The organism is Pseudomonas sp. WHRI 8519 (genome assembly GCF_040224055.2).
Classification (GTDB): domain Bacteria; phylum Pseudomonadota; class Gammaproteobacteria; order Pseudomonadales; family Pseudomonadaceae; genus Aquipseudomonas; species Aquipseudomonas putida_X.
The window spans coordinates 3,074,095-3,099,538 of record NZ_CP167996.1 but is presented as its reverse complement, the minus strand read 5'-3'; the positions used below and the strand labels follow the sequence as shown (position 1 = coordinate 3,099,538).

Genomic DNA, 25,444 nt, shown 5'->3' with positions numbered 1-25,444 from the left:
TGCAGGGGCTAACCTTAGAACGGCATTTCTCAGCGCCCTGGATGACTATTGATGCAGCAGCTGCCCCCTGATGAGACCATTCGTGCCGCCCTCAGGAGATCCCAAGCCCGGCTGCAAAGGCAGCATGAGCTGGTGGTCGAGTACGCGGTCATGTCGCTTAAATCCACCAACCTGGATGAGTTGCTGGACCAGGCTTGCGCATTGGTCGCAAAAGGCATGCAAACCCGATTCGCCAAGATCCTCATGCCCATTCCCGATACCGACCGGTTCCTGCTGACGCATGGGGTGGGGTGGGATGAGGCCGATATCGGCCACGCTACCGTGGGCGCCGACGAGGCCAGCCCTGCCGGGTTTGCCATGCAGACCTACCGGCCTGTGATTTCCAATCATCTGGGCCAGGAACATCGCTTCAGAACGCCGGAATTGCTGAAAAAGTACGGTATCGAGCGTGCCATCAACGTGCCTATCAGGGGCGCATTGCTGCCTTACGGGGTACTCGAGGCAGACAGTAGCGATGGTGAAGACTTCATTGAAAGCGATCTGGTCTTCCTTGAAGGTATCTCCAACGTCATCTCCATGGCGGTAGAGCGGCTGACCGCAGGGGCTGACGCTCAGTTGGTCGACCCCTATTCGGAAAGCATGCTCAACGCCAGCCCGGACTGTGTGAACGTGCTGTCCAGCAGCGGTGACATCGAGTTCATGAACGAGGCTGGGCTGGCGTTGATGCACATCGACGACCTGGCGCAGGTCAAAGGCCAGCCATGGTTGCAGCTTTGGCCTGACGAGTCGCGCCCGGCCGTGCAGGAGGCTTTGCAAAAGGTCGCCAGAGGCGAGTCGACCCGCTTCGAAGGGGTCTGCCCTACTGGCCAGCAAGTGCTCAAATGGTGGGACGTCACGGTCGCCCCGGTCCTGGGCGCCGATGGCCAGCTGGAAAAGATCATTGCCGTATCCAGAGACATTACCGAACGGCACTATTACGAGGCCCAGTTGCTGTCGCTGATCGATTCTCAGAATTCCAGGCTCAACAAGACCGACCTGCATCTCGAAGAAATCCATCACCGCGTCAAGAACAGCCTGCACCTGGTCAATACGCTGCTGCTGTTGCAAGCGAACCTGACGCCGGATGCCGCGGTAAAGCTGCAGCTGGAGACGGCGGCGGGGCGGGTCTTGACCATTGCCAGCGTGCACGAACGGCTCTATCAAACGGCCGATCAGGAGGTACTTGCCTGCGACTACCTCAGCGCCTTGCTCGGTGACCTGGGAAGGGCGCTGGCCGATCGCAAGATCGTCCTTGACGCTGACCCGTTCACCCTGCTGCCGGCGAGGATGGCACCGCTGGGGCTGGTCATTTCAGAACTGATCACCAACGCCCTGAAATACGGCAAAGGCACCATCGAAGTCAGTGTCCGCGATGCCGGTGATCACGCCTTGATCACCGTGACCGACGAGGGTGATGGTTTTCCTGCTACCTATCCCAAACCGAGCGGGACGGGCCTTGGAATGCGGCTTGTCAGAAGTTACTCAGGCTATGGAAGCTCGGCGATCTCGATCGATGCCTACAAAGGCAAAAGCACCATCCACGTTCGCTTCAAACTTTGACGGCCAAGCGCGCCCGGCGTCATGTCTGGAATGCACTGATACCCGTGAATCGAGCGCCGCCTGGGCGGCGCCCGATCCCCTGAGCCCCGCCTGCTGCTACAGCACTTTGTCCAGCGTTATCGGAAACGCTCTGACGCGCTTGCCGGTGGCATGGTAAACGGCATTGGCAACCGCCGCCGCGACCCCCACGATACCGATCTCGCCCACCCCCTTGGAGCCAAGCTCATTGACGATGTCGTCATCCTCGTCAACGAACATCACCTCGATATCAGCGATATCGGCGTGCACCGGGATGTGGTACTCGGCCAGGTTGTGGTTGAGGATGCGCCCGAGCTGATGATCGGTTTGGGTCGCTTCCTGCAACGCCATGCCCAAGCCCCAGACCACGCCCCCGAGGATCTGGCTACGGGCGGTTTTCGGGTTGACCACACGCCCGGCGGCCACTGCGCTGACCACCCGGGTGACCTTGATCGTACCCAGGGCCTCGTCCACCTGTACCTCGACGAAGACGGCCGAATGGGTAGCGGTCGAGAACGGCGTGCGTCCGGCACCAGGCTCGGCGTCGATCTGCACCTGCAGCTCGCCGTCCGTGGACGTTGCGGCGATGCTGGCGATGGCGATACGGTGTTCCCCCGCTTGCAGGTAGCCTTGCGCGAAGGTCATATTTTCTACCGGTATTGCAGCTATTTCGGGAAAATTGTGCCGTGCGAGTTCCAGGACCTTGGTGCGCAGGGTCTGGCAGGCCTGCTGCACCGCCGAACCCACTGAGGACACCGTGAACGAACCACCCTGCAACGGCGCGGGCGGCAGTGAGGAGTCGCCCAGCAGGAAGGTCACGTCCTGTGGCAAGACCCCGGCAGCGTCCGCAGCAATCTGGGTCATCACGGTATAGGTGCCGGTGCCTATGTCGGTGGTAGCGCTACTGACGGTCAAATGCCCGCGGCTGTCGAAGCAGGCCCGGGCGCTGGCCTTCATCTGCAACGCTTCCCAGACCCCACCCGCCACGCCCCAGCCGATCAATTGCTGGCCCTGGCGCATGCTGCGTGGCTTTGAAGTACGTTTGCCCCAGCCGAAGCGCGCGGCGCCCTGGTCATAACAGGCCAACAGCTCTTTGCTGGAATAGGGTTTGCCGTCGTTGCCATTGTGGCTGGCGAAGTTGCGGCGACGCAGTTCGAGGGGGTCAAGGTTCGCGGCACATGCCAACTCATCCATCGCGCACTCCAACGCCAGCACGCCGGACGCGGCACCCGGCGCACGCATGTCCAGCGGGGTGTAGACATCCAGCGGCGCAAGGCGATAACTGAGCGCAACGTTGTCGCAGTGGTAGAGCATGCCGCTCCATTCCACCAGGTGTTCGGTGAAGTCTTCGAAGCGCGAGGTCTGGCCGAGCGCGTCGTGGGCAACCGCCAGCAGCTTGCCATCGGCCGCCGCGCCCAGGCGCAGCCGTTGCTGGGTACGGGGGCGGTAGCCGAAGGTGAACATCTGTTGGCGTGTGAGGGTAAGGCGCACCGAACGTTTCAGGTGCAGGGCTGCCATCACGGCCAGCGGCAACTGGTATTGCGGCCGCAGCCCGGAGCCGAAGGCACCGCCGACAAAAGCGGCGAGCACCCTGATGTTCTGTTTGGGCAGGCCGAACACCTTATGCAAGTAGTCCTGACAGTTCTGCGTGCCCTGGGTCTTGTCATGAATTTCCAGGGTGTCTCCCGCTTTGTAGAGAACGGTCGACGCGTGGGGCTCCATCGGGTTGTGATGCTCGATGGGCGTGTCGTAGGTGGCATCGACCCGTACTGCGGCTTGAGCGTAATACCCAGCGAAATCACCGCGGGGCTCTGGCGTTTCAGCGGGTGCCGGGTGCGTCTGGTCGAGCACCGCGCCCAGGTCGGTCTGGTGCGGCTCTTCGCTGTAGTCGATGCGCACCAGGGCGCCGGCATGGCGTGCCAGTTCAAGGCTCTCGGCGACCACCAGTGCCAGCGGTTGCCCGCTGTACAGCACACGGTCGTTGAACAGCGGCCGGAACGGGGAGCCTTCGGCCGAGTCGGCATCACTGTAATCGTCGTCATAGCTGGAAATGCGTGGGCGATTGGCGTGGTGCAGCACCGCGACCACGCCGGGCAACTGCATTGCCTGGGTCGTGTCGATGGCGCGCACCCTGCCGCGGGCGATGGTGCTCGATACCACACTGGCGTGCAGCAGCCCCGCCTCGGGGTACTCACCGGCATACCGCGCTGTGCCAGTCACCTTGGCCACGCCATCCACTCGGTCCAGGGGTTTGCCCACCACGTGGGTCGTCAGGCTCATGGCGTTGTCCTCTGAATGCTGGTGCCCCCCGCGGCTTCACTGAGCGCACGGACGATCGCGCGTTTGGCGAGTTCCACTTTGAATGCGTTGTGGCTCAGCGGTTGAGCCGCTTGTAGCCACGCTTGGGCCGCGCGCTCGAAGAGCGCCTCGGAAACCCTTTGCCCTTGCAGGGTCATTTCCACGGCCCGGTCTCGCCAAGGCTTGTGCGCCACGCCTCCCAGGGCCACCCGGGCGTCCTGGATCACTTCGCCATCAAGCTTCAGTGCGGCGGCGACGGACACCAGGGCAAATGCGTAGGAGGCACGGTCACGAATCTTCAGGTAGCGGGCGTGCTGCGCAAATTCAGGGGGCGGCAACTCGATCGCGGTGATCAGCTCATCGGCTGAGAGGTGGTTGTCGTGTTGTGGTGTGTCGCCCGGCAAACGGTGAAAGTCGGCAAAGGGTATCTGCCGCGTTCCCGCCCGGCCTTGCACGTGGACCACCGCATCGAGTGCTGCCAGTGCCACACACATGTCCGAAGGGTGGGTGGCGACGCAGGCATCGCTGGCGCCCAGGATGGCGTGGCTGCGATTGAGGCCCGAGCGGGCAGGGCACCCGCTGCCCGGCTCACGTTTGTTGCAAGGGGTGCCGGTGTCATAGAAGTAATAGCAGCGGGTGCGCTGCAGCAAGTTGCCCCCGGTGGTCGCCATGTTGCGCAGCTGCGGCGATGCGCCGGCAAGGATCGCCTGGGACAGCAACGGGTAGTGCTGCTCGATCAAGGCATTCCAGGCCAGGTCGGCGTTGCTGACCAACGCGCCGATCAGCACGCCGCCGTTCGCAGTGGGCTCGATACCTTTCAAGTCCAGGGCAGTGATGTCGATCAGGCGCGCCGGGCGGACCACGTTCTCCTTCATCAGATCGACCAGGTTGGTGCCGCCGGCAATGAAACGGCTGGCGCCGTCCGCCAGGTTCACCGCTTCGCTGACCGAAGATGGCCTGTGGTAGCTGAAAGGCGTCATGGCTTCGGCCCTCCCTGCGGCTCGACGGCAGCCTGCATCAGCGGCAATGCCTCTTCGACCGCCGCGATGATATTGCTGTAGGCGCCGCAGCGGCAGAGATTGCCGCTCATGTGCTCGCGGATGTCTTCACGGGTGACGGCGCGGCCTTCGTGGGCCAGCCCGACGGCAGAACAGATCTGACCGGGAGTGCAATAGCCGCACTGGAAGGCGTCATGGGTAATGAAGGCGCGCTGCATGGGGTGCAGTTGCTCGCCTTGGGCCAGCCCCTCGACCGTGACCAGGTCGGCGCCGTCGCACATCACGGCAAGGGTCAGGCAGGCATTGACCCGCTTGCCGTCGCGCAGCACCGTGCAGGCGCCGCACTGGCCATGGTCACAGCCTTTCTTGCTGCCGATCAGGTCGAGTTGCTCGCGCAGCAGATCGAGCAGGGTGGTCCAGGGTTGGACGTGCAGCGACGTGCGTGTGCCGTTGAGTGTCAGGCTGATGGGATGCCCATCGACACCCTGTTGGGAGTTGGTGCTCATGGGAAAACCTCACGGTCAGGAATGCATTCGCGCAATCAAGTGCGTCTATTCCCTGCGACTGGAAGGTTTTGCCAAACGTTCAGGTTTTATTCGGGGCTTGCGGTCATGCGCCGTGCTGGCAGGCTATGCCATCCATGGCAAACGGGCTCAACGGGCGACGGCTTGTTCTTCTGCCGAGGCGCCGAAGGACAGGTAGTACGCCAACCCCACGAAGATCGCGCCACCCACTGCGTTGCCAAGGAAGACTGCCGCCAGGTTGTGCACCAGCTGCCCCCAGCTCAGGTAACCGGCGAAGATCGCTGCCGGGATCAGGAACATGTTGGCCACCACGTGCTGGAAGCCGATGGCGACGAAGGCCATGATCGGGAACCAGATACCAAGCACCTTGCCGCTCATCTCACGGCTGGCGTAGGCCAGCCAGACTGCCAGGCACACCAGCCAGTTGCAGCCGATGCCGGAAACGAAGGCATGGAGGAAATCGGCGCTGGCCTTGCTGGTTGCCGCGGCCAGCGTCTTGCTCAGGTAGGCACCTTCAGTGAGCCCAAGCAAGTGGCCAAAGCAGTAGGCCACGAACAGCGCGCCCAGCAGGTTTGCCACGGTCACCAGGCCCCAGTTGCGCGCAACGTCCACCAGGCGGATGCGCCGGGCGAACATCGCCAGGGGCAGGCTCATCATGTTGCCGGTGAGCAACTCGCCGCCGGCCAGGATGACCAGGATCAGCCCGATCGGGAATACCGCGGCGCCCAGCAAGTTGCCCAACGAGGCCCAGGGCGCAGGGATCATGGCGCTGACATGGATGTCCAGCAGAAACCCCATTGAAATGAAGGCCCCGGCCAGAAAGCCCAGGATGAGCGTGGCACGGGCGCGCATGTGGGCTTTGCGGGTGCCGGCTTCGATGACCAGCTCGGTGATGCGGGAGGGGGTATTGACGGACATTTCAGTAACTCGAACGCAAGGACGGCGGTCACGCCATGAGGCATGTTCGCGGTCGGGGGTTAACAGAGGGCGCAGGGCAGTCAGCGAGGTATTCAGCAGAAGGGCAACACAGACAAACTCGATCGACTTCGTGGAGCGGGGCACGTTATCTGAGGCAATTTGACGCAGTCAAATCGATAGACTGGATGGCTTGATAGAGGCACTCGATGATGGGGGAGATGTGGGCGCTGACCTGATACCTGTCAGGGTTCGCAGCGCGTGCCGGCATCGAACCGGCCACCGTTGAAAACGTGGGGCTTGGGCTGTTGAGAAAACTCAGGAGGTAGTGCTGGGGGCCACGCTGCGCGAAAACCCCCGAGGCTTCGATTGCAGTGAAAATCAGCGGCGATAGTAGTGATGATCGGCTTCATAGCGGTGGTGCATGGCCCGCTCATGGCGGCGGTGCCACTCGCGGCGGCGTTCGGCTTCACGGCGCGCCTGCTCACGGCGCCACTGGTCGCGGCGCCATTGGTCACGACGCCAGTCGTCTCTGCGGTCGTGCCAGTGGCCGTCGCGCCGGTAACGGTCATCATGGGCCAGCAGCGCAGCGGGTTGGGCGGCTGTCATGCTCGCCAGGCTCGGCCAAGGGTTGTTGGCGGCCTCGTTGTACGCCTGAACAGGGGTGGCTTCGGTGGCAACGCGCGGCGCGGGTGCTTTCGCCGGTGTTGCGCAGGCCGAGCCCATTGCCGCGAACGCGAAGAGGCCGAGCAGCACTATCCGTGGAACTTGGAATTTCATGAGCGAAGACAACCTCTGATGGACATCGGGACGTTGGGCCATGGCGTCGCGGGCAAACCCAGGGGCAGCCAGCGACGTTCATCTGCCTGTTCACATAGACCCGTAATCAAAAAAAAGTTCTGGAAAACCGTAACTTAGTCATCTGGGTTGCAACGCCGTGTGCTCGTCCAAGGGCGTCATCGGCCGCCAGCAACGGTATACTCCGTACCTTTGCCAGCGCCCCGGAGACAGCCATGCGGCAGGTTTTACTCATCATCGACGTACAGTCCACCTTCAGCCCGCCCGAGTGGCTGGTCGATGGTGTGCGTGCGCTGTCTGCGATGATCCCGACCATTGCCTCGGTGCAGTTGCACGATGAACAGGTCACGCCGTTCGAGCGGCAACTGGGCTGGCACCCGGCAGCAGAAGACGAGAGCCTGGTCGAGGCCGACAAGGTCTTTATCAAGCATGGTTACAGGCAGACTGCCGAGACCATCGAGTACATCAGGGCGCTAGGCGTGGAACGGGTATTGGTCTGCGGGTTGCAGACCGAGACGTGTGTGCTTGCCGCCGGCTTCGCGCTGTTCGACGCGGGGCTCATGCCGACGTTGATCACCGACCTGACCGTGGGGTCTTCCCTGGATCGCTCAGGGAAAATGGGCATCGAGTTGTGGAAGCATCACTTCGGTAACGTCATCACCCGGGCTCAGGTGCTGGCCGAAGGGGGCGTCTGAACACGCTCCAGGCTGGTCGCTGATCCACACGAGTGGGCGCGATGGATCAGCGCTGGCCATGCGCTTGAATGTTTCTGAATCGAGCATGGCGCTTACCTGGCCGACCTTGGCAAGCAGCTGGTCGGCGAAATCTGGGTTGATGATGCCGCTGTCTTCCACGGACACACCATGACCTTCGTGCTGGATCGCCAGATGGTAGTGGTTCACGCCGTGGTCGTTTTGGCTGCTGGCCAGCGTCACGATGCAGCTTGGGCCGAGCACCGTGGCCAGGCGTCGCTGCACCTGCTCTAGCAACGCGTGGGGTAATTGTTGTTGCAGCATGGAGGGATACCTGCCAGGCGAGTTCTAGGGGGAGTCAGCTTAGGCAAACGGACTGTCAACTTGGGTTAAGCCGGGGTAAAAGCGTGTAAGACTCGCGCCCAGGGCACCACCCCGCTCCTGGCAAAGTCAGAACGTCTGCCCCAACGAGAACTGGAATATCTGCGTCTCGGCGTTCTCCGGCTTCTTCACCGGCGTGGCAAGACTGAACGTCAGCGGCCCCATGGGGCTGTACCAGGTCACCCCGACGCCCAGTGACACCGCCAGTTGGTCCAGGCTCACGCTGCCGCAACCCTGGGTGGTGGACAGGTAGCAGGTGTCGGAAAACACGTTCCCAGCGTCCACGAAAACCGAGCTGCGCAGCTGCCGCTGGTCCTTGATGAAGGGCATCGGGAAGATGTACTCGGCGCCGCCGGTTATGAGGATGTTGCCGCCCAGTGCATCGGTGTCGCGGTCGGAGTAATAGGCCTGGCCGGCACTTGCGTAAGTACCGGTGGCCGGCGTATTGCGTGGGCCCAGCGAGCCATCCTTGAAGCCGCGCACCGAGCCCTGGCCACCGGCTGTGTAGTTCTCATAGAACGGCAGGCCTTCGGTGGAGCCGTACCCATTGCCATAGCCCAGGCTGGTATGCAGGCGCAGCGTGGTGCGGTCACTCAGCGGCAGGTAGGTCTGGCCGCTGTAGTCGAGCTTGTAGAACGACAGATCGCTGCCGGGCGTGGTGGCCATCAGCGTCAGGCTCTGAGAGTGGCCTCGGGTTGCCAGCACGCCTTTGTTCAAGGTCGACTCGGACCAGCCGATCGAAGCCTTCAGGTTGTTGAAGCTTTCGCCCTCGCGCTGGATGAAGTCATAGATCTCGTCGGCGCTGTAGGTGCCGGGTGAGATGTCGTCGTGTTGCAGGGTCAGGCCGTAGGTCAGGCGCGATGTTTCGCTGATCGGGTAGCCCAGGCTGACGCCCGCGCCATAGCTGTTGATGGCGTAGTAGGAAACACCGTCATCGTAGTAATCGCTGTAGTCGGTGCTGCTGTAGAACAGGTTGTAGCCCAGGCTTACGCCATCGTCGGTGAAGTACGGGTTGGTGAAGCCGAAGTTGTACTTGGTCTGGTATTCCGAGCGGGTCAAACCGATGGAAACCTTGTTACCCGTACCGAGGAAGTTGGTCTGGCTGATCGAACCGCCCAGGATCAGGCCGGCGCTCTGGGCGAAGCCCACGCTGGCAGTGATCGAGCCGGACGCCTGCTCTTCGACGCTGTAGTTGACGTCGACCTGATCGTCGGTACCCGGCACTGGCGGGGTCTCGACGTTGACTTCCTTGAAGAAGCCCAGGCGCTCCAGACGGGTCTTGGACTGGTCGATCAGGTAGGTCGAAGCCCAGCCGCCTTCCATCTGGCGCATTTCGCGGCGCAGCACTTCGTCTTCGGTCTTGGTGTTGCCGCGGTAGTTGATGCGGTTGACGTAGGCACGCTTGCCCGGGTCGACCACGAACATGATGTCGACGGTGTGGTCTTCGTCATTGGGCTGTGGCACGCCGTTGACGTTGGCGAACGTGTAGCCTTCGTTACCCAGGCGGCGGGTGATCAGCTCGGACGTGGTGGTCATCACCTTGCGCGAGAACACCTGGCCCGGCTGCACCAGCAGCAGCGACTTGACCTGGTCTTCCGGCACCTTCAGGTCACCCGACAGCTTCACGTCACGAACGGTGTACTTCTCGCCTTCGTTGACGTTGACGGTGATATAGACGTGTTTCTTGTCCGGGGTGATCGACACCTGGGTGGAAGCGATGTCCATGTTGATGTAGCCGCGGTCCAGGTAGTAGGAACGCAGGCGCTCCAGGTCACCGGAAAGCTTTTCGCGGGCGTACTTGTCGTCGTTCTTGAAGAACGACAGCCAGTTGGTGGTCTTGAGCTCGAACAGCTGCGACAGCGCTTCATCGTCGAACACGGTGTTGCCAACGACGTTGATGTGCTGGATGGCAGCGACGGTGCCTTCGTTGATCTTGATCCTCAGGGCAACCCGGTTGCGCGGCTGCGGCACCACCTCGGCGTCGACCTCGGCTGAGTAGCGGCCCTGGGCCACGTACTGGCGCTGCAGCTCGTTACGCACGCCTTCGAGGGTGGCACGCTGGAAGATCTCGCCTTCGGCCAGGCCCGACTGTTTCAGGCCCTTCATCAGGTCTTCGGTGCTGATCGCCTTGTTGCCTTCGATCTCGATGCTCGACACCGACGGGCGCTCGACCACGTTGATGATCAGGACATCGCCGTCGCGGTTCAGCTGAATGTCCTGGAAGAAGCCGGTCTTGAACAGCGACCGGGTCGACTCCACCAGGCGCCGGTCATCGGTCTGATCGCCCACGTTCAGGGGCAAGGCACCGAAAACGCTGCCGGCGGATACCCGCTGCAGGCCGTTGACCCTGATGTCGGCGATCCTGAACGGCGCGGCCTGGGCCACGCAGGCTTGTAGCAGCAGGATGGGGAGCAACAGACGCGGGTAGTTCATCGGGGGTTCCAGGCGGGCGTGAGGGAGGCTGAGCAGGCTCGGCGAAGGCGCGCGGCGGCTGCCAGGCAAGCGGGCGATGAGGATAAGGGCGGGCTGTGTTTGGCGCGGTTAACCCAAGGTAAAGATGTGTAAAGTTCGCCCTGCTTGCGGTGACAGCCTGGCGCGGCAGGGCGATCATGCGCGCTTTGCAGCCCTGCCTACGCGTACCCCCCATGATTCCTGTGCTTTTGGTCGATGACGACCGTGAACTCACCGAAATGCTTGCCCTTTACCTGGCCCGCGAAGGCTTTGAGGCAACCGCCGTGGCAAATGGCGAAGAGGGCGAGGCTCACGCGTTGAGCGGGGCTTTTCGCATCGTGGTGCTGGACGTGATGCTGCCGGGCATCTCAGGGATCGAAGTATTGCGGCGTATTCGGGCTCGCAGCCAGGTCCCGGTGCTGTTGCTCACCGCCCGTGGTGACAACATCGACCGCATTGCCGGCCTGGAGCTGGGCGCCGATGACTATGTGCCCAAGCCCAGCTCGCCGGGCGAACTGGTGGCGCGCCTGCGTGCGATCCTGCGCCGGGTGCAACCGCACGCGTGGGCTGAAAGCCAGGCTGGCGAAGTCCTCGGCACAGGGGCGCTGACTTTATGGCCAGGGCGCCGCAAGGCCCAGTGGGCGGCGGCTCCTCTGGACCTGACCGGGACTGAATTCAGCCTGCTCGAAGCGTTGGCTCGCCAGGCGGGCCGACTGGTGAGCAAGCAAGAGCTGTCGCTCAACGCCCTGGGCCGGCCGCTGACCCGTTACGATCGCCGCATCGATGTGCACATCAGCAGCATCCGACAGAAACTCGGGCCACGCGCCGACGGCAGCAGCTGGATTCAGAGCGTACGGGGCATGGGCTACATGCTGATCATCGAATGATGCGCCGGCGCCTGTTCTGGAAGCTGTTCCTGGCCTTCTGGATGGCCAACTGCCTGACGTTCCTGGTGGGCGCGGGGGCCTTCATGCTCGACGACCTGCGTGGCGACACCCCGGCGCTGCGTTCGCTGCTGGTTACCGAGCTGAACATGTTGCACAGATACGGAGAGCAGGCTGGCCGCCAGCTGTTGCGGGTTTCGCCCCAGCCTGAAGGTGTTCAGGTGGGGCTGTATGACGGCACCGGCCACTTGCTGGCAGGCAGGCCTGTACCCGAGGCCCGCTTCGAGCGGGCGCTGCTCGACCAGGGCGGTCGGGCGTTGGTGTTGCGTGCATCGGTGGCGACCCGCCTGGACGAACTACCACGCCCGCGGAGCATGGGCCCGCTGCTCACCGGGACCTTGATGAGCGCACTGTTCGCCTTGCTCTGCAGCCTTTACCTGACCAAGCCTTTGGCATGGCTGCGCGAGGCCATGGAGCAGGTCGCCCAGGGCCGGTTCGAGGTGCGCGTCAAGCCGCGCCTGGGCAAGCGCCGCGACGAGATCGTCGACCTTGCCGAAGGCTGCGACCGCATGGCCAGCCAGCTCAAGGCGCTGGTCGAGGCTCAGCAGCAACTGCTGCATGATATTTCTCATGAACTGCGCTCGCCACTGACCCGCATGCACGCGGCCATCGGCTTGGTACGCCAGCAGCCGGAGCGTGCTGAGATGCTGGAACGCATCGAGCGCGAATCCCGGCGCATGGATGACCTGATCGAGCAACTGCTGACCCTGGCACGTGTCCAGTCACAGCCGGGCGATGGCAATAGCCAAGCGTTGGATGTGGTCGAGTTGCTGGCGCAGATCGTCGAGGATGCCCGTTTCGAGGCCAGCATGAAGCAGTGCCAGGTGTCGCTGAGCGCGGATGCAGCATGGTTGACCTGCGGGCATGAGGAACTGCTGTATCGCGCCTTCGAGAACGTGGTGCGCAATGCCGTACGCTACACAGCGCCTGGGACTGAAGTGCGGGTGCTGGCGCTGCTGGCCGACGGCGGCGACCAGCTGGAAGTGGCCATCATCGACCAGGGCCCGGGCGTGGCCCCGGCGCGCCTGCAGAGCATCTTCGAGCCGTTCGACCGGGGTTTGGACAGCGGCAGCGATGGCTTCGGCCTGGGTTTGGCGATCGCCCGTCGGGCAATCGCGCTGCATCAGGGCTCGATCAGCGCCCAAGCGGGCGAGGGAGGGGGGTTGCGGGTGAATATCCAGCTGCCGAAGCGGGTGTGAGCGAACCCCCAGCCGCCGCCTGATTCGCAGCCGACTAGCGCCCGAGCATGACCGTCTGCAGCCTTGCCTGCGCCTGCTGCACGGTCTTGGCCTGGTTGTTCAGGTCCGCCAGCAAGGCATTCAACTCAGCCTGAACGGTTGGGTCGGACACTTTCACGATGGCCCCGTTGATTTCTATCTTTTCCTTGTGCGCATCCACGTAGTCGGCCACCTTCAGGCTGCTGTCCAGGGTGCCGTTGATTTGCGGCAGCACGTCCAGGAAGGTGTCGGCCGGGACGCTGACGGTGCGCTCATAGGCCTTGTCGTACACCACCTTGAGGTCTTCCGGCTGCTTGAGCTGGGCATGGGCGGTGTCCGCCTTGGCCTTTTGCTCTTGCAGCTGGTTGCCCATGTCGTTCAGGCCGGTCTGCACGGCCTTGATGTCGTCACGGCGGGCAGTGACGTCATTGAGCGAGCGAACCGCGCCTTTTTGCAGCAGGTTGCCCAAAGGCTGCACTGCGGCATCCATCGCGCCGTTGAACTGGGTGATGACGGCGTAGTGATCGCTGTAGGGGCCAAATGCCTTGGACTCGTCTGCGCTCAGCTTGGGCACATGCACGCCTGGCTTGTCGACGATACGGGTCTGCAGGAATTCGCTGAAGGCGGCCCGTTGCTTGGGTTCGCTGTCGCCGCAGGCGGCAAGTACCAGGGGCAGGGCAAGGGCGAGCAGCCAGCGGGGCTTGAATGGGACGTTCATGTCGGTGAATCTCCTGAGTGCATGGGTAGGCCTGCGCACCGGCAAGCGCTGCGCGGCGGTGCAAGGGTAGCGTTTCTCAGCCTGCGGATCCAATCCGGCATTCACGGCCTCTCCAGGGCCACCCGCTTTACCTGTCGGGCAACTCGAACCCAGGGATCTGCCGCCCCAGCTTGCGTGCCTGGACATGCAGCACGCGCATCAGGTGCAGGGCCGCCTGTGACGGCGGGTCAAAACGCGAATGGACGAAGCTGATATCGAAGTGAATCTCGTCGGCCAAGGGCACCACGGCCAACCCGCTGTCCTGTGCCACGAATTCATCGATCACGCTGATACCCATGCCTTGCTTGACCAGCGCCACGGCCTCGTTGGCATTGGTGAACGACAACAGCGAGTCCAGGTGCAGGCCACGGCGGGCTATTTCCTCGGCCAGCAACTTGCCGAACGGCATGTCCGGGCGGAACAGCAGCAGCGCATGGCCTTCCAGCTGCTGCAAGCTCAGGCTTGGCTGCTGTGCCAGGGGATGATCGACGGGCATTACAGCGACCATGCGCCCACGCATGAATGCCTGTGAATGCAGGTGGTCGTGCACCACCGGCAGGGCGGCGATAGAGAGGTCGACCTTCTTCGACAGGATCTGGTTGGGCATCTCGCCCATCAGCGAGGTCTGCCATTCGATCTGTAGTGCAGGCGCCTCACGCTTGAGCTGGGCCAGGGCGGTGGGGATTACCACCGTCGACAACGAGGCGCTGCAGGAGATCCGCAGCTTGCGATGGGCGCCGGTGGCCAGCGCCAGCGCGCATTCATTGACTTGCAGTGCTGCCTGATACACCCGCTCGACCTCACGGAACAGGATCTGCGCCTCGGCGGTGGGCACCAGGCGGTTGTTGATGCGCTCGAACAGGCGGTAGGCCAGGCGCCCTTCGATGTAGCCGATGAGCTTGCTCACCGCCGGCTGCGAGACATACAGCATCTTCGCGGCAGCGCTGATCGAGCCGGTCAGCATGACCGCCCGAAACACCTCCATGTGCCGCAGTTTGAATACCAGTGCACTGGCGTCGCTGCCTTCTTTGCCGGGAAGCATGAGCATTACCTTAGGTTATGGTCTTCGCCATCTGTGTATGAGCGCCTCGGCGACGCCCGCAGTATCGTGGGCCCAGGCTAATCGCCCGTGGTGGCGAACAATAACAAGATCTGCAGGCAAGCGCAGTGGCGCTTGAAGGAGCCGCCTTTGGACATCTTTGATGAACCGAAGATCGATTGCCATAACCATTTGTTTGACCCTGCACGCTTCGCCTATCACCCCGATGCGCCGTACGCACCGTCCGGCCAGGAGATCGCGCCGCTGGAGCAGTTCAACCAGGTGATGGAGGCCTATGGCGTGCGCCATGCCTTGTTGGTTGGGCCCAACAGTGGCTACCACACTGACAACCGCTGCCTGCTGCATGCCTTGGCGAGCGCTCAGGGCCGCTTCAAGGGCATAGCGGTGGTCGAGCGCCACATCAGCCTCGAGCAACTGGCCGCACTGCGTGAGCAGGGCGTGGTCGGTGTGGCGTTCAACCCGGCAATGTATGGCGTGCAGAGCTTGAACGACGCCGGGCCGTTGTTCGGCAAGCTTGCCGAACTTGGCCTGTTCGCCCAGATCCAGGTGTGCGACGACCAGCTCGTCGAACTGCTCGGCCTGATCCAGGGCAGTGCGGTGCGGGTATTGATCGACCATTGCGGGCGGCCGGATGCGGCCGGCGGTACCCGACAGGCCGGCTTTCAGGCATTGCTCCGGCTGGCGCGACAGGGGCGGGCCTGCGTGAAGCTCTCGGGCATGCAGAAATTCGCCAGCGCTGCTGCCCTGCATGAGCAAAGCAGCGTGTACGTACACGAGTTGATCAACGCCTTTGGCCCGCATGCCTGTGTGTGGGGTTCGGACTGGCCCTTCATCCGCCAGCATAGCCGGGTGGATTACGGCCCCTTGCTGAAGTTGGCCGAGCGCTTGATGCCAGACCCCCACCTGCGGCGCACCATCATGTGGGAGACCCCAAGGCGCCTGTTCGGGTTTGCCTGACGCCTGCACCTTTGCCATTCCAAGAACAAGAGAGCAATTGCCATGAATGCTGACCAGCCTATCGGCGCCGAGGTGTTCGACACCCCCGCGCGCCAGCAGCAACGTACCCGAACCCGCTTCATGATCCTGGCGCTGATCTCAGGCGGCACCATGATCAACTACCTGGACCGCAGCGTGATGGGCATCGCCGCGCCGAGCATCAGTGCCGAACTGGGCCTCAACGCGGCGATGATGGGGGTGATCTTCTCAGCGTTCTCCTGGACCTACGCGGCGGCACAGATCCCTGGCGGCATACTGATCGACCGGCTGGGCACCAAGCTCACCTACTGGCTGGCACTGACGCTGTGGTCGCTGTTCACCGGCCTGCAGGGCCTGGCCCAAGGGTTTCTGTCCTTGCTGGGCATGCGCTTTCTGGTCGGTGTGACAGAAGCACCGTGCTTCCCTACCAACAGCCGCGTGGTGGCGACCTGGTTCCCGCAAAGCGAGCGGGCCAGGGCGACCGGTATCTATACCTTTGCCGAGTACACCGGCCTTGCGTTCCTGACACCCTTGCTGTTTTGGGTCTTGCACGCCTACGGCTGGCGCTTTCTGCTGATGGCGGTCGGGTTACTGGGCGTGCTCTACGGGTTGGTCTGGTGGCGTAAATACCACGAGCCGCACCAGTCCACCACGGCCAACCAGGCCGAGCTCGATCATATCGCTGCCGGCGGTGGGGTGGTCGATGGTGGCCAGAAAGCCACTGTCTTTGCGTGGTCGCAGATCCCGGCGCTGCTCAAGCACCGCAACATGCTCGGTATCTGCCTGGGGCAGTTCGCCTGTAACTCGACCAATGTGTTCTTCCTGACCTGGTTCCCGACCTATCTGGTCACTGAGCGGCACATGCCTTGGCTTAAAGTCGGTTGGGTAGCGGTGCTGCCGTTCATCGCCGCTTCGCTGGGCACGCTGGTCGGCGGCTGGCTCTCCGATGCCTTGCTGCGCCGGGGCTACTCGCTGAATGTGGCACGCAAGCTGCCAGTCATCGCCGGCCTGCTGACCGCCTCGGTGATTGTCCTGGCCAACTATGTCGAGTCGGACGTTCTGGTCATCGCCATCCTGTGTATCGCCTATTTCGCCCAGGGCATGTCCGCCCTGGCCTGGATGATCGTTTCCGACATCGCGCCCAAGGGCTTGCTGGGCCTCAGTGGTGGGCTGTTCAACCTGTTCGCCAACGCCGCCGGCATCGTTACCCCGCTGACCATCGGCCTGATCGTGACGGCCACCGGGTCCTTCGTCTGGGCCTTGGTCTTCGTCTCCTCGATCACCGCCCTTGGCGCGCTGTGTTACCTGTTCATGGTGCGTGACCTGCGTCGCCTGCCGGATATTCCCTGTGTTGAAAAAGGAGCTGAACAATGAGCCAACCCCTGCAAGGGCAAACTGCGATCGTGACCGGTGGCATGCGTGGCATCGGCCTGGCCATCGCCCAACGGCTGCACTGCGCCGGTGCCCAGGTGGTGATCTGGGACCTCGAAGTGGATGGCTGGGACAGTGTCGGCAACGGTTTCGAGCCAGTGCTGCGCCAGGCCGTGGATGTCGCCTCACTGGCCACGGTCGAGGCGGCATTCGCTGAGGTGCTGGCGCGCGTGGGGCAGGTCGAAATCCTGATCAACAACGCTGGCATCAACGGGCCGGTGGTACCGTCCTGGGAGTACCCGCCGCAGGCCTGGGACAAGGTCATCGCCATCGACCTGAATGGCGTCTTCTACTGCTGCCGAACGGCCATCCCGCATATGCGCGAGCGCGGTTATGGGCGGATCGTCAACGTGGCATCGATGGCGGGCAAGGATGGCGTGCAGTACATCAGCGGCTATTCGGCTGCCAAGGCCGGGGTCATCGCCTTCACCAAGGCCGCAGCCAAGGAACTGGCGCAGGAGGGTGTGTCGCTCAACTGCATCGCCCCGGCGATGGTCGAAACGCCGCTGATGGCTGAGATGACGGAGGAGCATATCGCGGCGAGCAAGGCCAAGATACCGATGGGGCGTTTTCTCAAGGCTGAGGAAATTGCCAACATGGTGGCCTGGATCGCCGGGCCGGAATGCAGTTTCACCACAGGCTTCGTGTTCGACCTCAGTGGTGGGAGGGCGACCTATTGAGGCCCCTTGCGGTTGCCCACCTTACCGCGCTGGACCTTGCGCCGCAGGCGTTGGTGCGTGAGGCTGGCAGTGCCGGTTTCAACGCCGTGGGCTTGCGGCTGCACCCGGTGATGCCGGGGGCGCAGGCTTACCCGCTGGCGGCGGGGGGGCAGGCGTTGCGAGAGGTGAAGGCCGTGATGGCTGGTGAGGGTGTGAGTGTTGCCGACATCGAGTTCGTCTCGCTGACGCCGCAACTGCAGGTTGGCGATTGTTCAGCCTTGCTGGCCGCAGGTGCTGAACTGGGCGCCACCAGCCTTACGGTATCCGGGGATGACGAAGACCGTGTGCGGCTTGCGCACAACTTCGCGGCGCTGTGTGAAATGGCCAAGGCGTATGGCTTGCGTGTGGATCTGGAGTTCATGCGCTGGAGGCCGGTGGCCACCCTGCAGCAGGCGTTGGCTGTGTTGCACATGGCTGGGCAGGACAACAGCGCGGTACTGGTGGATGCGCTGCATCTGTTCCGTTCGGGCGGGAATGTAGCGGCACTTGCCGACGTCGACCGGCGCTACCTGCGGGCGGTGCAACTGTGCGATGCGCCGCTCACGGCGCCGGCTGAGGCACTGATTATCCAGGAGGCGCGTGAAGGGCGGTTGTTGCCGGGGCAGGGGCAGTTGCCACTGGCAGCACTGTTGGGCGCGTTGCCGGTGGAGGTACACGTGAGCGTGGAAACGCCTTCGATGATGCTTGGCGGTGAAAACCGCTTGCAGCAGGTGCTTGCAGCGACGCACGGTTGGTTGAGCAGTGCTGGCCTGCAGTGAGGCCTGTTGAAGGCTTGCATTCGGTTCTCCACCGATTGCAGGGGAGGCCGGTGGTGTGTAGCTAGCGCTGCGGGTGCAAGCCATAGGCTGTTGCCACCCACCCGGTGGCCCGGACCTCGCCGAAGGTATGTCGGGCTGGGGTTGGAAAGGGGCCGGCAGTCGCCCCCGACGGCGACAACCAACCGGACGGCGCACACCGCTAGGGCGATGGCCCTCACCTATGGTATACAACCCATAACACCACACCACCATCACCTGGCGCCTGGAAGCGTTCTGGGTTGGTCGGTGACTTTCCTGCAACTGCTCCTTTTATAGAGAAACGGAGATTCGAAGATGACCGCCACCGACCGTCTGAGCCTGCTTCAGTATGAGCACCTGGGCCTGGACGATGTAGCCGCCGCTGAATTCAAGGTCGCTCTGGGTGAACTGCGCAAGTTGGCACTGGGTGACCGCTACGAACACCACGCCGCGCTCCATCTGGGCGATATCGCCGAAGCCGAAAACCGTCAGCAACTGGACCAGACGAAAAACTGGGGCATAGGCTTCCTGCAGGGGCTGACCTGCGCGCAGACGCTCACCGAAGAGCAAGTCAGGGCACTGCGCGGCGTGTTCCAGGCGGCGGCCAAGCGGTCTTTGGCGCGCATGCCCGGATAAATTTCTGGCAGCCAGCTGATTCTCGTCCAGAATCTTTAGAGCATGCGGGCAGCAGTACAGCAGACGTGCGCAGGATGTGGCAGCCTTTCGCGACCACGGCTGGCCGCCTAAGGCCCCAAGCACCGAGGGTTGTAGATGGTCGAGCGGTGGTCCGGTCGGTCTTTGCTGCTTTGGCTTTTCTTTTTTCTGCTGCCTCAGGCCTGGGCAGCGGAGGATGCGTGTCGGCAACTGACCGCCACCGGCAATCCGGAATACCCCCCTTACCTGTGGCGCGACCCGACCAACCCCCAACGACTGATCGGGGCCAACGCCGACCTGCTTGATCACCTGGGCCGGGCGCTCGGGCTGGAAATGCAGGTGGTCTACGGTGGGCCCTGGTCGCGGGCCCAGGAAGAGGTGCGCAAAGGCCGTATCGATTTGATGGCCGGTTACTTCCTGACCCAGGCGCGTCAGCAGGAGGTAGACTTCATCAGCCCGCCATTCCTGCATACCCCAAGCGTTGTCTGGGTGCGCCAGGACGCGGCCTTTGCTTACCGTGGCTGGTCAGACTTGAAGGGGCGCAAGGGCGGCACCCTGGTCAGCAACAGTCATGGCCAGGCGTTCGATGACTATGCCAGGGCCAACCTCACCCTCGAAGCGGTTCCCAGCGCCAGGCAGGCGTTCGAGAAGCTGCTGCACAAGCGTAACGACTACCTGATCTATGAGCAGTACCCCGGTATGGCGATGGCGCGGACGCTGGGTATGGAGACGCAGCTGAAGGTGCTTGACCCGCCGGTTTCCAGTGAGGGTTTGTACCTGGCGCTGTCCCACGCCTCGCCGTGCAACCAGCCCAGGCTGCGTGAGCGCCTGGCGCAGAAAATGAAGGAAATCGTCGCTGGCCCGCTGCCTGGGCAGCTACTGGCGAAGAACCTCGAGCGTTGGAAACAGCAGCAAGCGGGCGGGCCGCACTGAGGCGGCGTGCGCGCGGCGGCGGTGTTCAGTGATGGGCGCACGTTGATATCATGCACTGGCTTCCCGAGCCCGCTTGGCCGTGGTCACATTGGCCGCGCTGGGCAAGGCCACGCCGTTCTTGATGGCCAGCACCTCGGCCATGACGCTGACCGCGATCTCTGCAGGGGTCTTGCTACCGATGTAGATGCCGATTGGGCCATGCAGGCGTTTGAGTGAGGCCTGGGTCTGGCCGAAATGCTCGACCAGGCGTTCGCGGCGCAGCTGGCTGTTACGCCGCGAGCCGATCACACCGATGTAGAAGGCTGGGCTGTGCAAGGCTTCGAGCAGGGCCAGGTCGTCCAGCTTGGGGTCATGGCTAAGGCCAATGATGCAACTGCGCAGGTCCGGGGCAAAGGCCCTGACCATGTCGTCCGGCATGCCGACCAGCTTCTCCACGCCCGCGACATTCCAGCCATCCATGTATTCACGGCGAGGGTCACAGACGGCCACCTTGAAGCCATTGAACAGCGCCATGGTCGCCAGGTATTCGGCCAGTGCCCCGGCACCGATCAGCAGCATGCGGTAGCCGGGGCCCAGGGTATTGACCATTCGCTGGCCATCGAAGCTGAACTGCTCTGGCGCATACGTGGTGGTCAGGCTTGTGTCACCGGTGCCAAGGTCCAGCTGGCGACGGACCAGGTTGCCAGCGTCCAGTTGCGCCAGAAGCTGCTCAAGGCAGGGCAACGAAGGGTTGAATTCGAGTATCAGCTCCAGGGTCCCGCCGCAGGGCAGGCCAAAGCGATGGGCCTCGTCGGCACTGACGCCGTAACGCACCACGCGCGGCAGCCCTTGCGGCATGCCCTCGCCGTTGTAGGCGGTGGTGTAGCGGTGCACCAGGTCATCCTCGATGCAGCCACCGGAAACGCTGCCAATGACCCTGCCATCGCCACGCAGGGCCATCATCGAACCCACCGGCCTGGGCGATGAGCCCCAGGTACGGGCGACGGTTGCCAGCAGCACCCGTTCGCCTGCCTTGAGCCAGTCACAGGTGGTGCGCAGGACCAGCAGGTCGATGCTTTCCATTGACGGTTATTCCTCAGCGCATGTGCAAGATGATCGGGCTGCTGCTCGCCGGGTCGGTATCCCCGCGCAGCTTGCTGACGGCCTGCGCATCGACCGCACCGCCGTGGTTGCCCCAGGTACCGCGGACGAAGCTCAGTACATCGGCGATCTCCTGGTCCGACAATTGCTCGCGGAACGCCGGCATGCGGTAGGCATCCGGCAGCCCTGCGGCGACGATGCGTTGCGAGCCATTGAGGGTGATGTTGATCGCCGACGCATCTTCCTTCGCCAGCGACGAGGTGGCCCCCGCCAGCGGCGGCATCCATTCTGCCTGGCCCTTGCCGTCCAAGCCGTGGCAGGTGGCGCAGCGGGTCACGTAGGTGTGGGCGCCCGGGCTGTTCAGGCGTTCGCCGGCAGACACCGCCTGGTATTGCCACGGCGCGCCGTCACGTTGTGGGTCGCCCGGCAACGATTTGAGGTAGCGGGCGATCGCTGCCAGGTCGTCATCGCTCATGAACTGGGTGGAATTGTTGAACGCCTCGGTCATCGAGCCATAGACCACCGCATGCTGATTGCGCCCGTGTTTGAGGAACTGCACGATCTGCGCCTCGCTCCAGCGGCCCAGGCCAGTATTGTGGTCGTTACGCAGGCTGGGTGCGTACCAGCCATCGAGCAGCGCACCGGCCAGGAACGGCTTGCCCTCTTCATCCAGGGCTTTTTCGTTGAAGGCCAGGCCCCGCGGGGTATGGCAACTGCCACAGTGGCCGGGCCCCTGAACGATGTAGGCACCTCGGTTCCACACCGCGTCCTGCGTCGGTTTGACCGCGTAAGGTTGGTCTGCTGCGAACAGGCCGTTCCACAGCGCGATCGGCCAGCGCATGTTCAACGGCCACGGGATATCGCTGGGGATGTTCGCCTGCTGTGCAGGCTGCACACCTTTCATGAAGAAGGCATACAGGGCCCGCACATCATCATCACTGAGCTTGGCATACGAAGGGTAGGGCATGGCCGGGTACAGCCGCCGGCCGCCCGGCGCGACGCCGTGACGCACGGCGCGGTCGAAGTCGGCGAGGCTGTAATTGCCGATGCCCGTCGCGGGGTCGGGCGTCACGTTGGTGGCGTGTATCGCCCCCAGTGGTGTGGCCATTTCCAGCCCACCGGCAAACGGCTTGCCGTCGGGCAGGCTGTGGCAGGCGACGCAGTCGCTGAGCCTGGCCACGTACTCACCACGGCTGACCAGCGCCGGGTCGAAGCTGGTGCTCTGTTCGGTGACGAAGGGCGAAGCGGGCTCACGGGTGACATACCAGGCCAGCAGGCCGGCGGCGACCAGGCACGGCAGCGCCAGCCAGCCTGCGGTTCTTGCGAATCGACTGTGGGTCATGGGGCGTTCCTTGTCCGGTCAGCTGAAGGTATGGCGGCTCATGGGCAGGCTGCGGATGCGCTGGCCGGTAAGCTGCGCCACCGCGTTGGCCACTGCTGGCGCCACCGCAGGCAACGGCGGCTCGCCAATGCCCCCCATCTTCGCGCCGCTTTCGACAATGCGCACATGTACCCGGGCCATGCGCGAGGCAGGCAGGATCGGATACAGGTCGTAGTTGCGCGCACGCGGCTTGCCATCGATGAACACCGCTTCCTCGACCAGCGTCTGCGACAGGCCGAGTGCCACGGCGCCGTTGACCTGGGCTTCGATGATCGCCGGGTTGACGATGCTGCCAGGGTCGATCGCCTGCCAGATATCGTGGACCTTGACCTGGCCATCTTCGATCGACACTTCAGCGATCACGGCAGCTTCCGAGCCGAATGGCGAGGCCATGGCCACACCTCGTGCCCGCTTGCTGCCGTCTTCAGCGGTGAACGGCCCGCGCTTCCAGCCACCGGACAATTCACCCACCGCTTGCAGCAGGTTGGTCAGGCGAGGGTTGTCGCGCAGCAGGTGCAGGCGCAACTCGAAGGGGTCCTTGCCGCCCTTGTCGGCCAGTTCGTCCAGGAAGGACTCATAGAAGAAGTCGTTCAGCGAGTTGCCCACCGAGCGCCAGTAACCCAGCATCGCCGGGCCCTTGACGTAGATCTGTGCAATGCGCTTGTTGGCGATGGCGTAGGATTTACCCGACAGCCCTTCGAGCGCCGTTGGGTCGATCTTCTCGCCTTGCTTGCCTGCCAGGGCCTCGGTCGGGCCCTCTGTGGCACTCACCGCTTCGATGGCCACTGGCAGGCCATCGGCATCCAGCCCTGCGCGGAACTTGACCACCGCCACCGGTCGCAGCACATCGCGCAGGAATTCTTCCTCGCGGCTCCAGATCAGCTTGACCGGGCGGCCGACGGCCTTGGCCAGCAAGATGGCCTGCGGGTACGGGTTGGCCGAGTCATACAGGAAGTGGCGACCGAAGAACCCACCCAGAAGCGGGGAGTGCAAGGTGATCTTTGCAGGGTCCAGGCCGGTGCGTTTGGCGATGTCGTCACGGAACATGTCCGGCGCCTGGTTGGGCAGCCAGACCTCCAGTGAACCGTCGGGGTTGTAGCGCGCCAGTGCGGACGGCGGCTCCAACTGGGCGTGGTTGAGGTACTGATTGTGGTAGGTGGCCTCGACCTTGGTCTTGGCGTTGCCGAGTGCCGCGGCCAGATCGCCCTCGCTTTCGTCGTCGCGGGCCGGGCCAGTCTGGGCGGCCAGGTGCTCGCGCCAGGCATCGCTGGAAAAGTCGGCGGGCATGGCGCGTACCGTGCTGTCGGCGCCGGGTTCCTGCCAGTCCACCTGGACCGCTTCGACCGCACGCTTGGCGTGCCACCAGCGTTCGGCCACCACGGCAACGGCGCCTGGCAACTGATGCACCGAATGCACGCCTTTCATGGCCTTGACCTGCTCTTCGTTGCGCAGGCGGCCCACGGTCATGCCCAGGCGCGGGGCATGCTGCACAGCGGCGTGGAGCATCCCCTCGAGCTTGATGTCGATGGTGTAAAGCGCTTTGCCGGTGGATTTGTCGTAGGCATCGACGCGCGCCACCGGCTTGCCGATCCAGCGGAACTGGCTGGGGTCGCGCAGCGTGATGCCGGCCGGGTCCGGTACCGGCAGGTCCATGGCCCGTTCAGCCAGTTCGCCATAGCCCAGCGCACGGCCCGAGGCAGCGTGCAGCACTTTGCCAGGCTCGGTGGACAGCTCGCTCACCGGTACGCCCCATTGTTCTGCTGCGGCCTGCAGCAGCATGGCCCGGGCGAGGGCGCCGAGGCGGCGCATGGTCGGGTAGCTCATGCGCACCGACATGCTGCCGCCGGTGATCCGCATGCCGTTTTCCATCACGACGTAGGCTTCGCCCGGCGGGGCACTGTCGACCACGAATGTGGCAGGGTCCGCGTCCAGTTCTTCGCCGACGATCTGCGCCATGGCGGTATAGGTGCCTTGGCCGCCTTCGATGAACGGGCAGAGCAGGCGTACCGTGCCGTCCTGGCGGATTTCCAGGAATGCAGGTACCTGGGTGCCGCGCTCCTGGGCGGCGGCCGTCGCCGCCTGGACCCGGCTGGTGCCCAGCGGCAGCCCGAAGCCCAGGACCAGCGCGCCTACGGCGGTACTGGCGAGAAAACGCCGACGCGACAAGTTGACCGTTGCCCCTGGCGGTAGGTCGAGCAGCGCTGCAGGGGTACCGACAGGCGTATTCATCAGGCCTTCTCCCCTTGGGCAAGTTCGTGCACGGCGGCATGGATGGCGTTGTACGTGCCGCAGCGGCACAGGTTGACCATCGCCGCGTCGATTTGCGCATCGCTCGGTCTCGGGGTGTGCTTGAGCAGCGCGGTGGCCGCCATCACTTGCCCGGACTGGCAGTAACCGCATTGGGCCACCTGGTGCTCGACCCATGCCGCCACTACGCGCTTGCCCACCGCATCGGCCTCGATGGCTTCGATGGTGGTCACTTCACGCCCGACCACGCCGGCCACCGGCGTGACACAGGCCCGTACCACATTGCCGTCCACCAGCACCGAACAGGCGCCGCACTGTGCCAGGCCGCAGCCATACTTGGTGCCGGTCAGGCCGAGGTCGTCGCGGATCACCCACAGCAACGGCGTGTCGGCGTCAGCCTCGACCTGGTAGGTCTTCTGGTTGATTCGAAGTTCCATGGCTCACCTGCTGATCATCGGTTGTCATTGTGTTGTCGTGCAGGGAATACGTTGCTCCCCAATCCGCAAACGCTAGCACAGCGGTGTGTGCGGCGGCCTGCCGTTTACCGAAGGTTCAGAGAATCAGGCAAGCAATCCGTTGAAATGCGCAATCGTGTG

Annotated in this window: 23 protein-coding genes; 10 read left to right on the top strand and 13 right to left on the bottom strand. The window is 63.6% G+C overall.

What is annotated here, in order from left to right; translation table 11 throughout:
* The first annotated feature begins 51 nt into the window (after window positions 1–51).
* On the top strand, window positions 52–1,599 hold the full coding sequence (locus ABRP30_RS14225) for a sensor histidine kinase (RefSeq protein ID WP_267816308.1): 1,548 nt from the start codon (window positions 52–54) through the stop codon (window positions 1,597–1,599).
* A gap of 96 nt (window positions 1,600–1,695) precedes the next feature.
* On the opposite strand, the gene ABRP30_RS14220 is transcribed toward ABRP30_RS14225, so the two are convergent.
* From ABRP30_RS14220 to ABRP30_RS14200, 5 genes are all read right to left on the bottom strand, one after another.
* Window positions 1,696–3,897 (bottom strand): xanthine dehydrogenase family protein molybdopterin-binding subunit, encoded by a 2,202-nt coding sequence (locus ABRP30_RS14220; RefSeq protein WP_267816305.1) that lies wholly within the window; start codon window positions 3,895–3,897, stop codon window positions 1,696–1,698.
* Complete coding sequence (locus ABRP30_RS14215; RefSeq protein WP_267816302.1) at window positions 3,894–4,895, bottom strand: xanthine dehydrogenase family protein subunit M; 1,002 nt, start codon at window positions 4,893–4,895, stop codon at window positions 3,894–3,896. Before ABRP30_RS14215 ends, ABRP30_RS14220 begins: the two co-directional genes overlap by 4 nt.
* The gene (locus ABRP30_RS14210; protein WP_267816300.1) at window positions 4,892–5,419 is read right to left on the bottom strand and encodes a (2Fe-2S)-binding protein; all 528 of its coding nucleotides are present in this window, start codon (window positions 5,417–5,419) and stop codon (window positions 4,892–4,894) included. The genes ABRP30_RS14215 and ABRP30_RS14210 overlap by 4 nt, the downstream gene beginning before the upstream one ends.
* A gap of 147 nt (window positions 5,420–5,566) precedes the next feature.
* Window positions 5,567–6,355 carry a formate/nitrite transporter family protein gene (locus ABRP30_RS14205; RefSeq protein ID WP_267816298.1) on the bottom strand — a complete coding sequence of 263 codons (789 nt, stop codon included), beginning with the start codon at window positions 6,353–6,355 and terminating at the stop codon, window positions 5,567–5,569.
* A 378-nt stretch (window positions 6,356–6,733) separates the two neighbouring features.
* Entirely contained in the window at window positions 6,734–7,132 is a 399-nt protein-coding gene (locus ABRP30_RS14200; RefSeq protein ID WP_267816296.1) for a hypothetical protein, read from the bottom strand.
* A 233-nt stretch (window positions 7,133–7,365) separates the two neighbouring features.
* Between ABRP30_RS14200 and ABRP30_RS14195 the strand changes: the two genes are divergently transcribed.
* Entirely contained in the window at window positions 7,366–7,845 is a 480-nt protein-coding gene (locus tag ABRP30_RS14195; protein ID WP_267816294.1) for an isochorismatase family protein, read from the top strand.
* Here ABRP30_RS14195 and ABRP30_RS14190 read toward each other — a convergent pair.
* A complete protein-coding gene (locus tag ABRP30_RS14190; RefSeq protein ID WP_267816292.1) occupies window positions 7,759–8,166 on the bottom strand; it encodes a hypothetical protein in 408 nt (135 codons plus the stop codon). The two genes, ABRP30_RS14195 and ABRP30_RS14190, sit on opposite strands and share 87 nt — an antisense overlap.
* Window positions 8,167–8,292: 126 nt before the next feature.
* A complete protein-coding gene (gene bamA / locus ABRP30_RS14185) occupies window positions 8,293–10,656 on the bottom strand; it encodes an outer membrane protein assembly factor BamA (RefSeq protein WP_267816290.1) in 2,364 nt (787 codons plus the stop codon).
* Between the two features lie 212 nt (window positions 10,657–10,868).
* Here bamA and ABRP30_RS14180 point away from each other — a divergent pair, with 212 nt between their 5' ends.
* The gene (locus ABRP30_RS14180) at window positions 10,869–11,561 is read left to right on the top strand and encodes a response regulator transcription factor (protein WP_267816288.1); all 693 of its coding nucleotides are present in this window, start codon (window positions 10,869–10,871) and stop codon (window positions 11,559–11,561) included.
* Window positions 11,558–12,817, top strand: a complete 1,260-nt coding sequence (locus tag ABRP30_RS14175) for an ATP-binding protein (RefSeq protein WP_267816286.1) — start codon at window positions 11,558–11,560, stop codon at window positions 12,815–12,817. Before ABRP30_RS14180 ends, ABRP30_RS14175 begins: the two co-directional genes overlap by 4 nt.
* Before the next feature lie 34 nt (window positions 12,818–12,851).
* Here the strand turns inward: ABRP30_RS14175 and ABRP30_RS14170 are convergent, their stop codons facing one another.
* A complete protein-coding gene (locus ABRP30_RS14170; protein ID WP_267816284.1) occupies window positions 12,852–13,553 on the bottom strand; it encodes a DUF3053 domain-containing protein in 702 nt (233 codons plus the stop codon).
* A 127-nt stretch (window positions 13,554–13,680) separates the two neighbouring features.
* Window positions 13,681–14,634: a LysR family transcriptional regulator gene (locus ABRP30_RS14165; protein ID WP_267816282.1), complete on the bottom strand. Its 954-nt coding sequence runs from the start codon at window positions 14,632–14,634 to the stop codon at window positions 13,681–13,683.
* 147 nt (window positions 14,635–14,781) lie between these two features.
* Here ABRP30_RS14165 and ABRP30_RS14160 point away from each other — a divergent pair, with 147 nt between their 5' ends.
* From ABRP30_RS14160 to ABRP30_RS14135, 6 genes are all read left to right on the top strand, one after another.
* Entirely contained in the window at window positions 14,782–15,609 is an 828-nt protein-coding gene (locus ABRP30_RS14160; RefSeq protein WP_349975626.1) for an amidohydrolase family protein, read from the top strand.
* Window positions 15,610–15,651: 42 nt separating this feature from the next.
* A complete protein-coding gene (locus ABRP30_RS14155) occupies window positions 15,652–17,001 on the top strand; it encodes an MFS transporter (RefSeq protein ID WP_267816278.1) in 1,350 nt (449 codons plus the stop codon).
* Window positions 16,998–17,738 (top strand): SDR family NAD(P)-dependent oxidoreductase, encoded by a 741-nt coding sequence (locus ABRP30_RS14150; protein ID WP_267816276.1) that lies wholly within the window; start codon window positions 16,998–17,000, stop codon window positions 17,736–17,738. The genes ABRP30_RS14155 and ABRP30_RS14150 overlap by 4 nt, the downstream gene beginning before the upstream one ends.
* The gene (locus ABRP30_RS14145) at window positions 17,735–18,535 is read left to right on the top strand and encodes a sugar phosphate isomerase/epimerase (protein WP_267816274.1); all 801 of its coding nucleotides are present in this window, start codon (window positions 17,735–17,737) and stop codon (window positions 18,533–18,535) included. Before ABRP30_RS14150 ends, ABRP30_RS14145 begins: the two co-directional genes overlap by 4 nt.
* Window positions 18,536–18,868: 333 nt before the next feature.
* Window positions 18,869–19,189, top strand: coding sequence for a hypothetical protein (locus ABRP30_RS14140; protein ID WP_012314688.1), 321 nt, complete (start codon window positions 18,869–18,871; stop codon window positions 19,187–19,189).
* Window positions 19,190–19,324: 135 nt separating this feature from the next.
* The gene (locus ABRP30_RS14135; protein ID WP_267816270.1) at window positions 19,325–20,140 is read left to right on the top strand and encodes an ABC transporter substrate-binding protein; all 816 of its coding nucleotides are present in this window, start codon (window positions 19,325–19,327) and stop codon (window positions 20,138–20,140) included.
* A 48-nt stretch (window positions 20,141–20,188) separates the two neighbouring features.
* Here ABRP30_RS14135 and ABRP30_RS14130 read toward each other — a convergent pair whose 3' ends face one another.
* Genes ABRP30_RS14130 through ABRP30_RS14115 form a run of 4 tightly spaced genes read right to left on the bottom strand, consistent with a single transcriptional unit; the run spans window position 20,189 to window position 25,285 of the window.
* Window positions 20,189–21,202: an XdhC family protein gene (locus tag ABRP30_RS14130; RefSeq protein ID WP_267816268.1), complete on the bottom strand. Its 1,014-nt coding sequence runs from the start codon at window positions 21,200–21,202 to the stop codon at window positions 20,189–20,191.
* A gap of 13 nt (window positions 21,203–21,215) precedes the next feature.
* Window positions 21,216–22,562, bottom strand: a complete 1,347-nt coding sequence (locus ABRP30_RS14125) for a cytochrome c (protein WP_267816266.1) — start codon at window positions 22,560–22,562, stop codon at window positions 21,216–21,218.
* An 18-nt stretch (window positions 22,563–22,580) separates the two neighbouring features.
* Complete coding sequence (locus ABRP30_RS14120) at window positions 22,581–24,830, bottom strand: xanthine dehydrogenase family protein molybdopterin-binding subunit (RefSeq protein WP_267816264.1); 2,250 nt, start codon at window positions 24,828–24,830, stop codon at window positions 22,581–22,583.
* Window positions 24,830–25,285, bottom strand: a complete 456-nt coding sequence (locus tag ABRP30_RS14115; protein ID WP_267816262.1) for a (2Fe-2S)-binding protein — start codon at window positions 25,283–25,285, stop codon at window positions 24,830–24,832. Before ABRP30_RS14115 ends, ABRP30_RS14120 begins: the two co-directional genes overlap by 1 nt.
* Window positions 25,286–25,444: the final 159 nt, after the last annotated feature.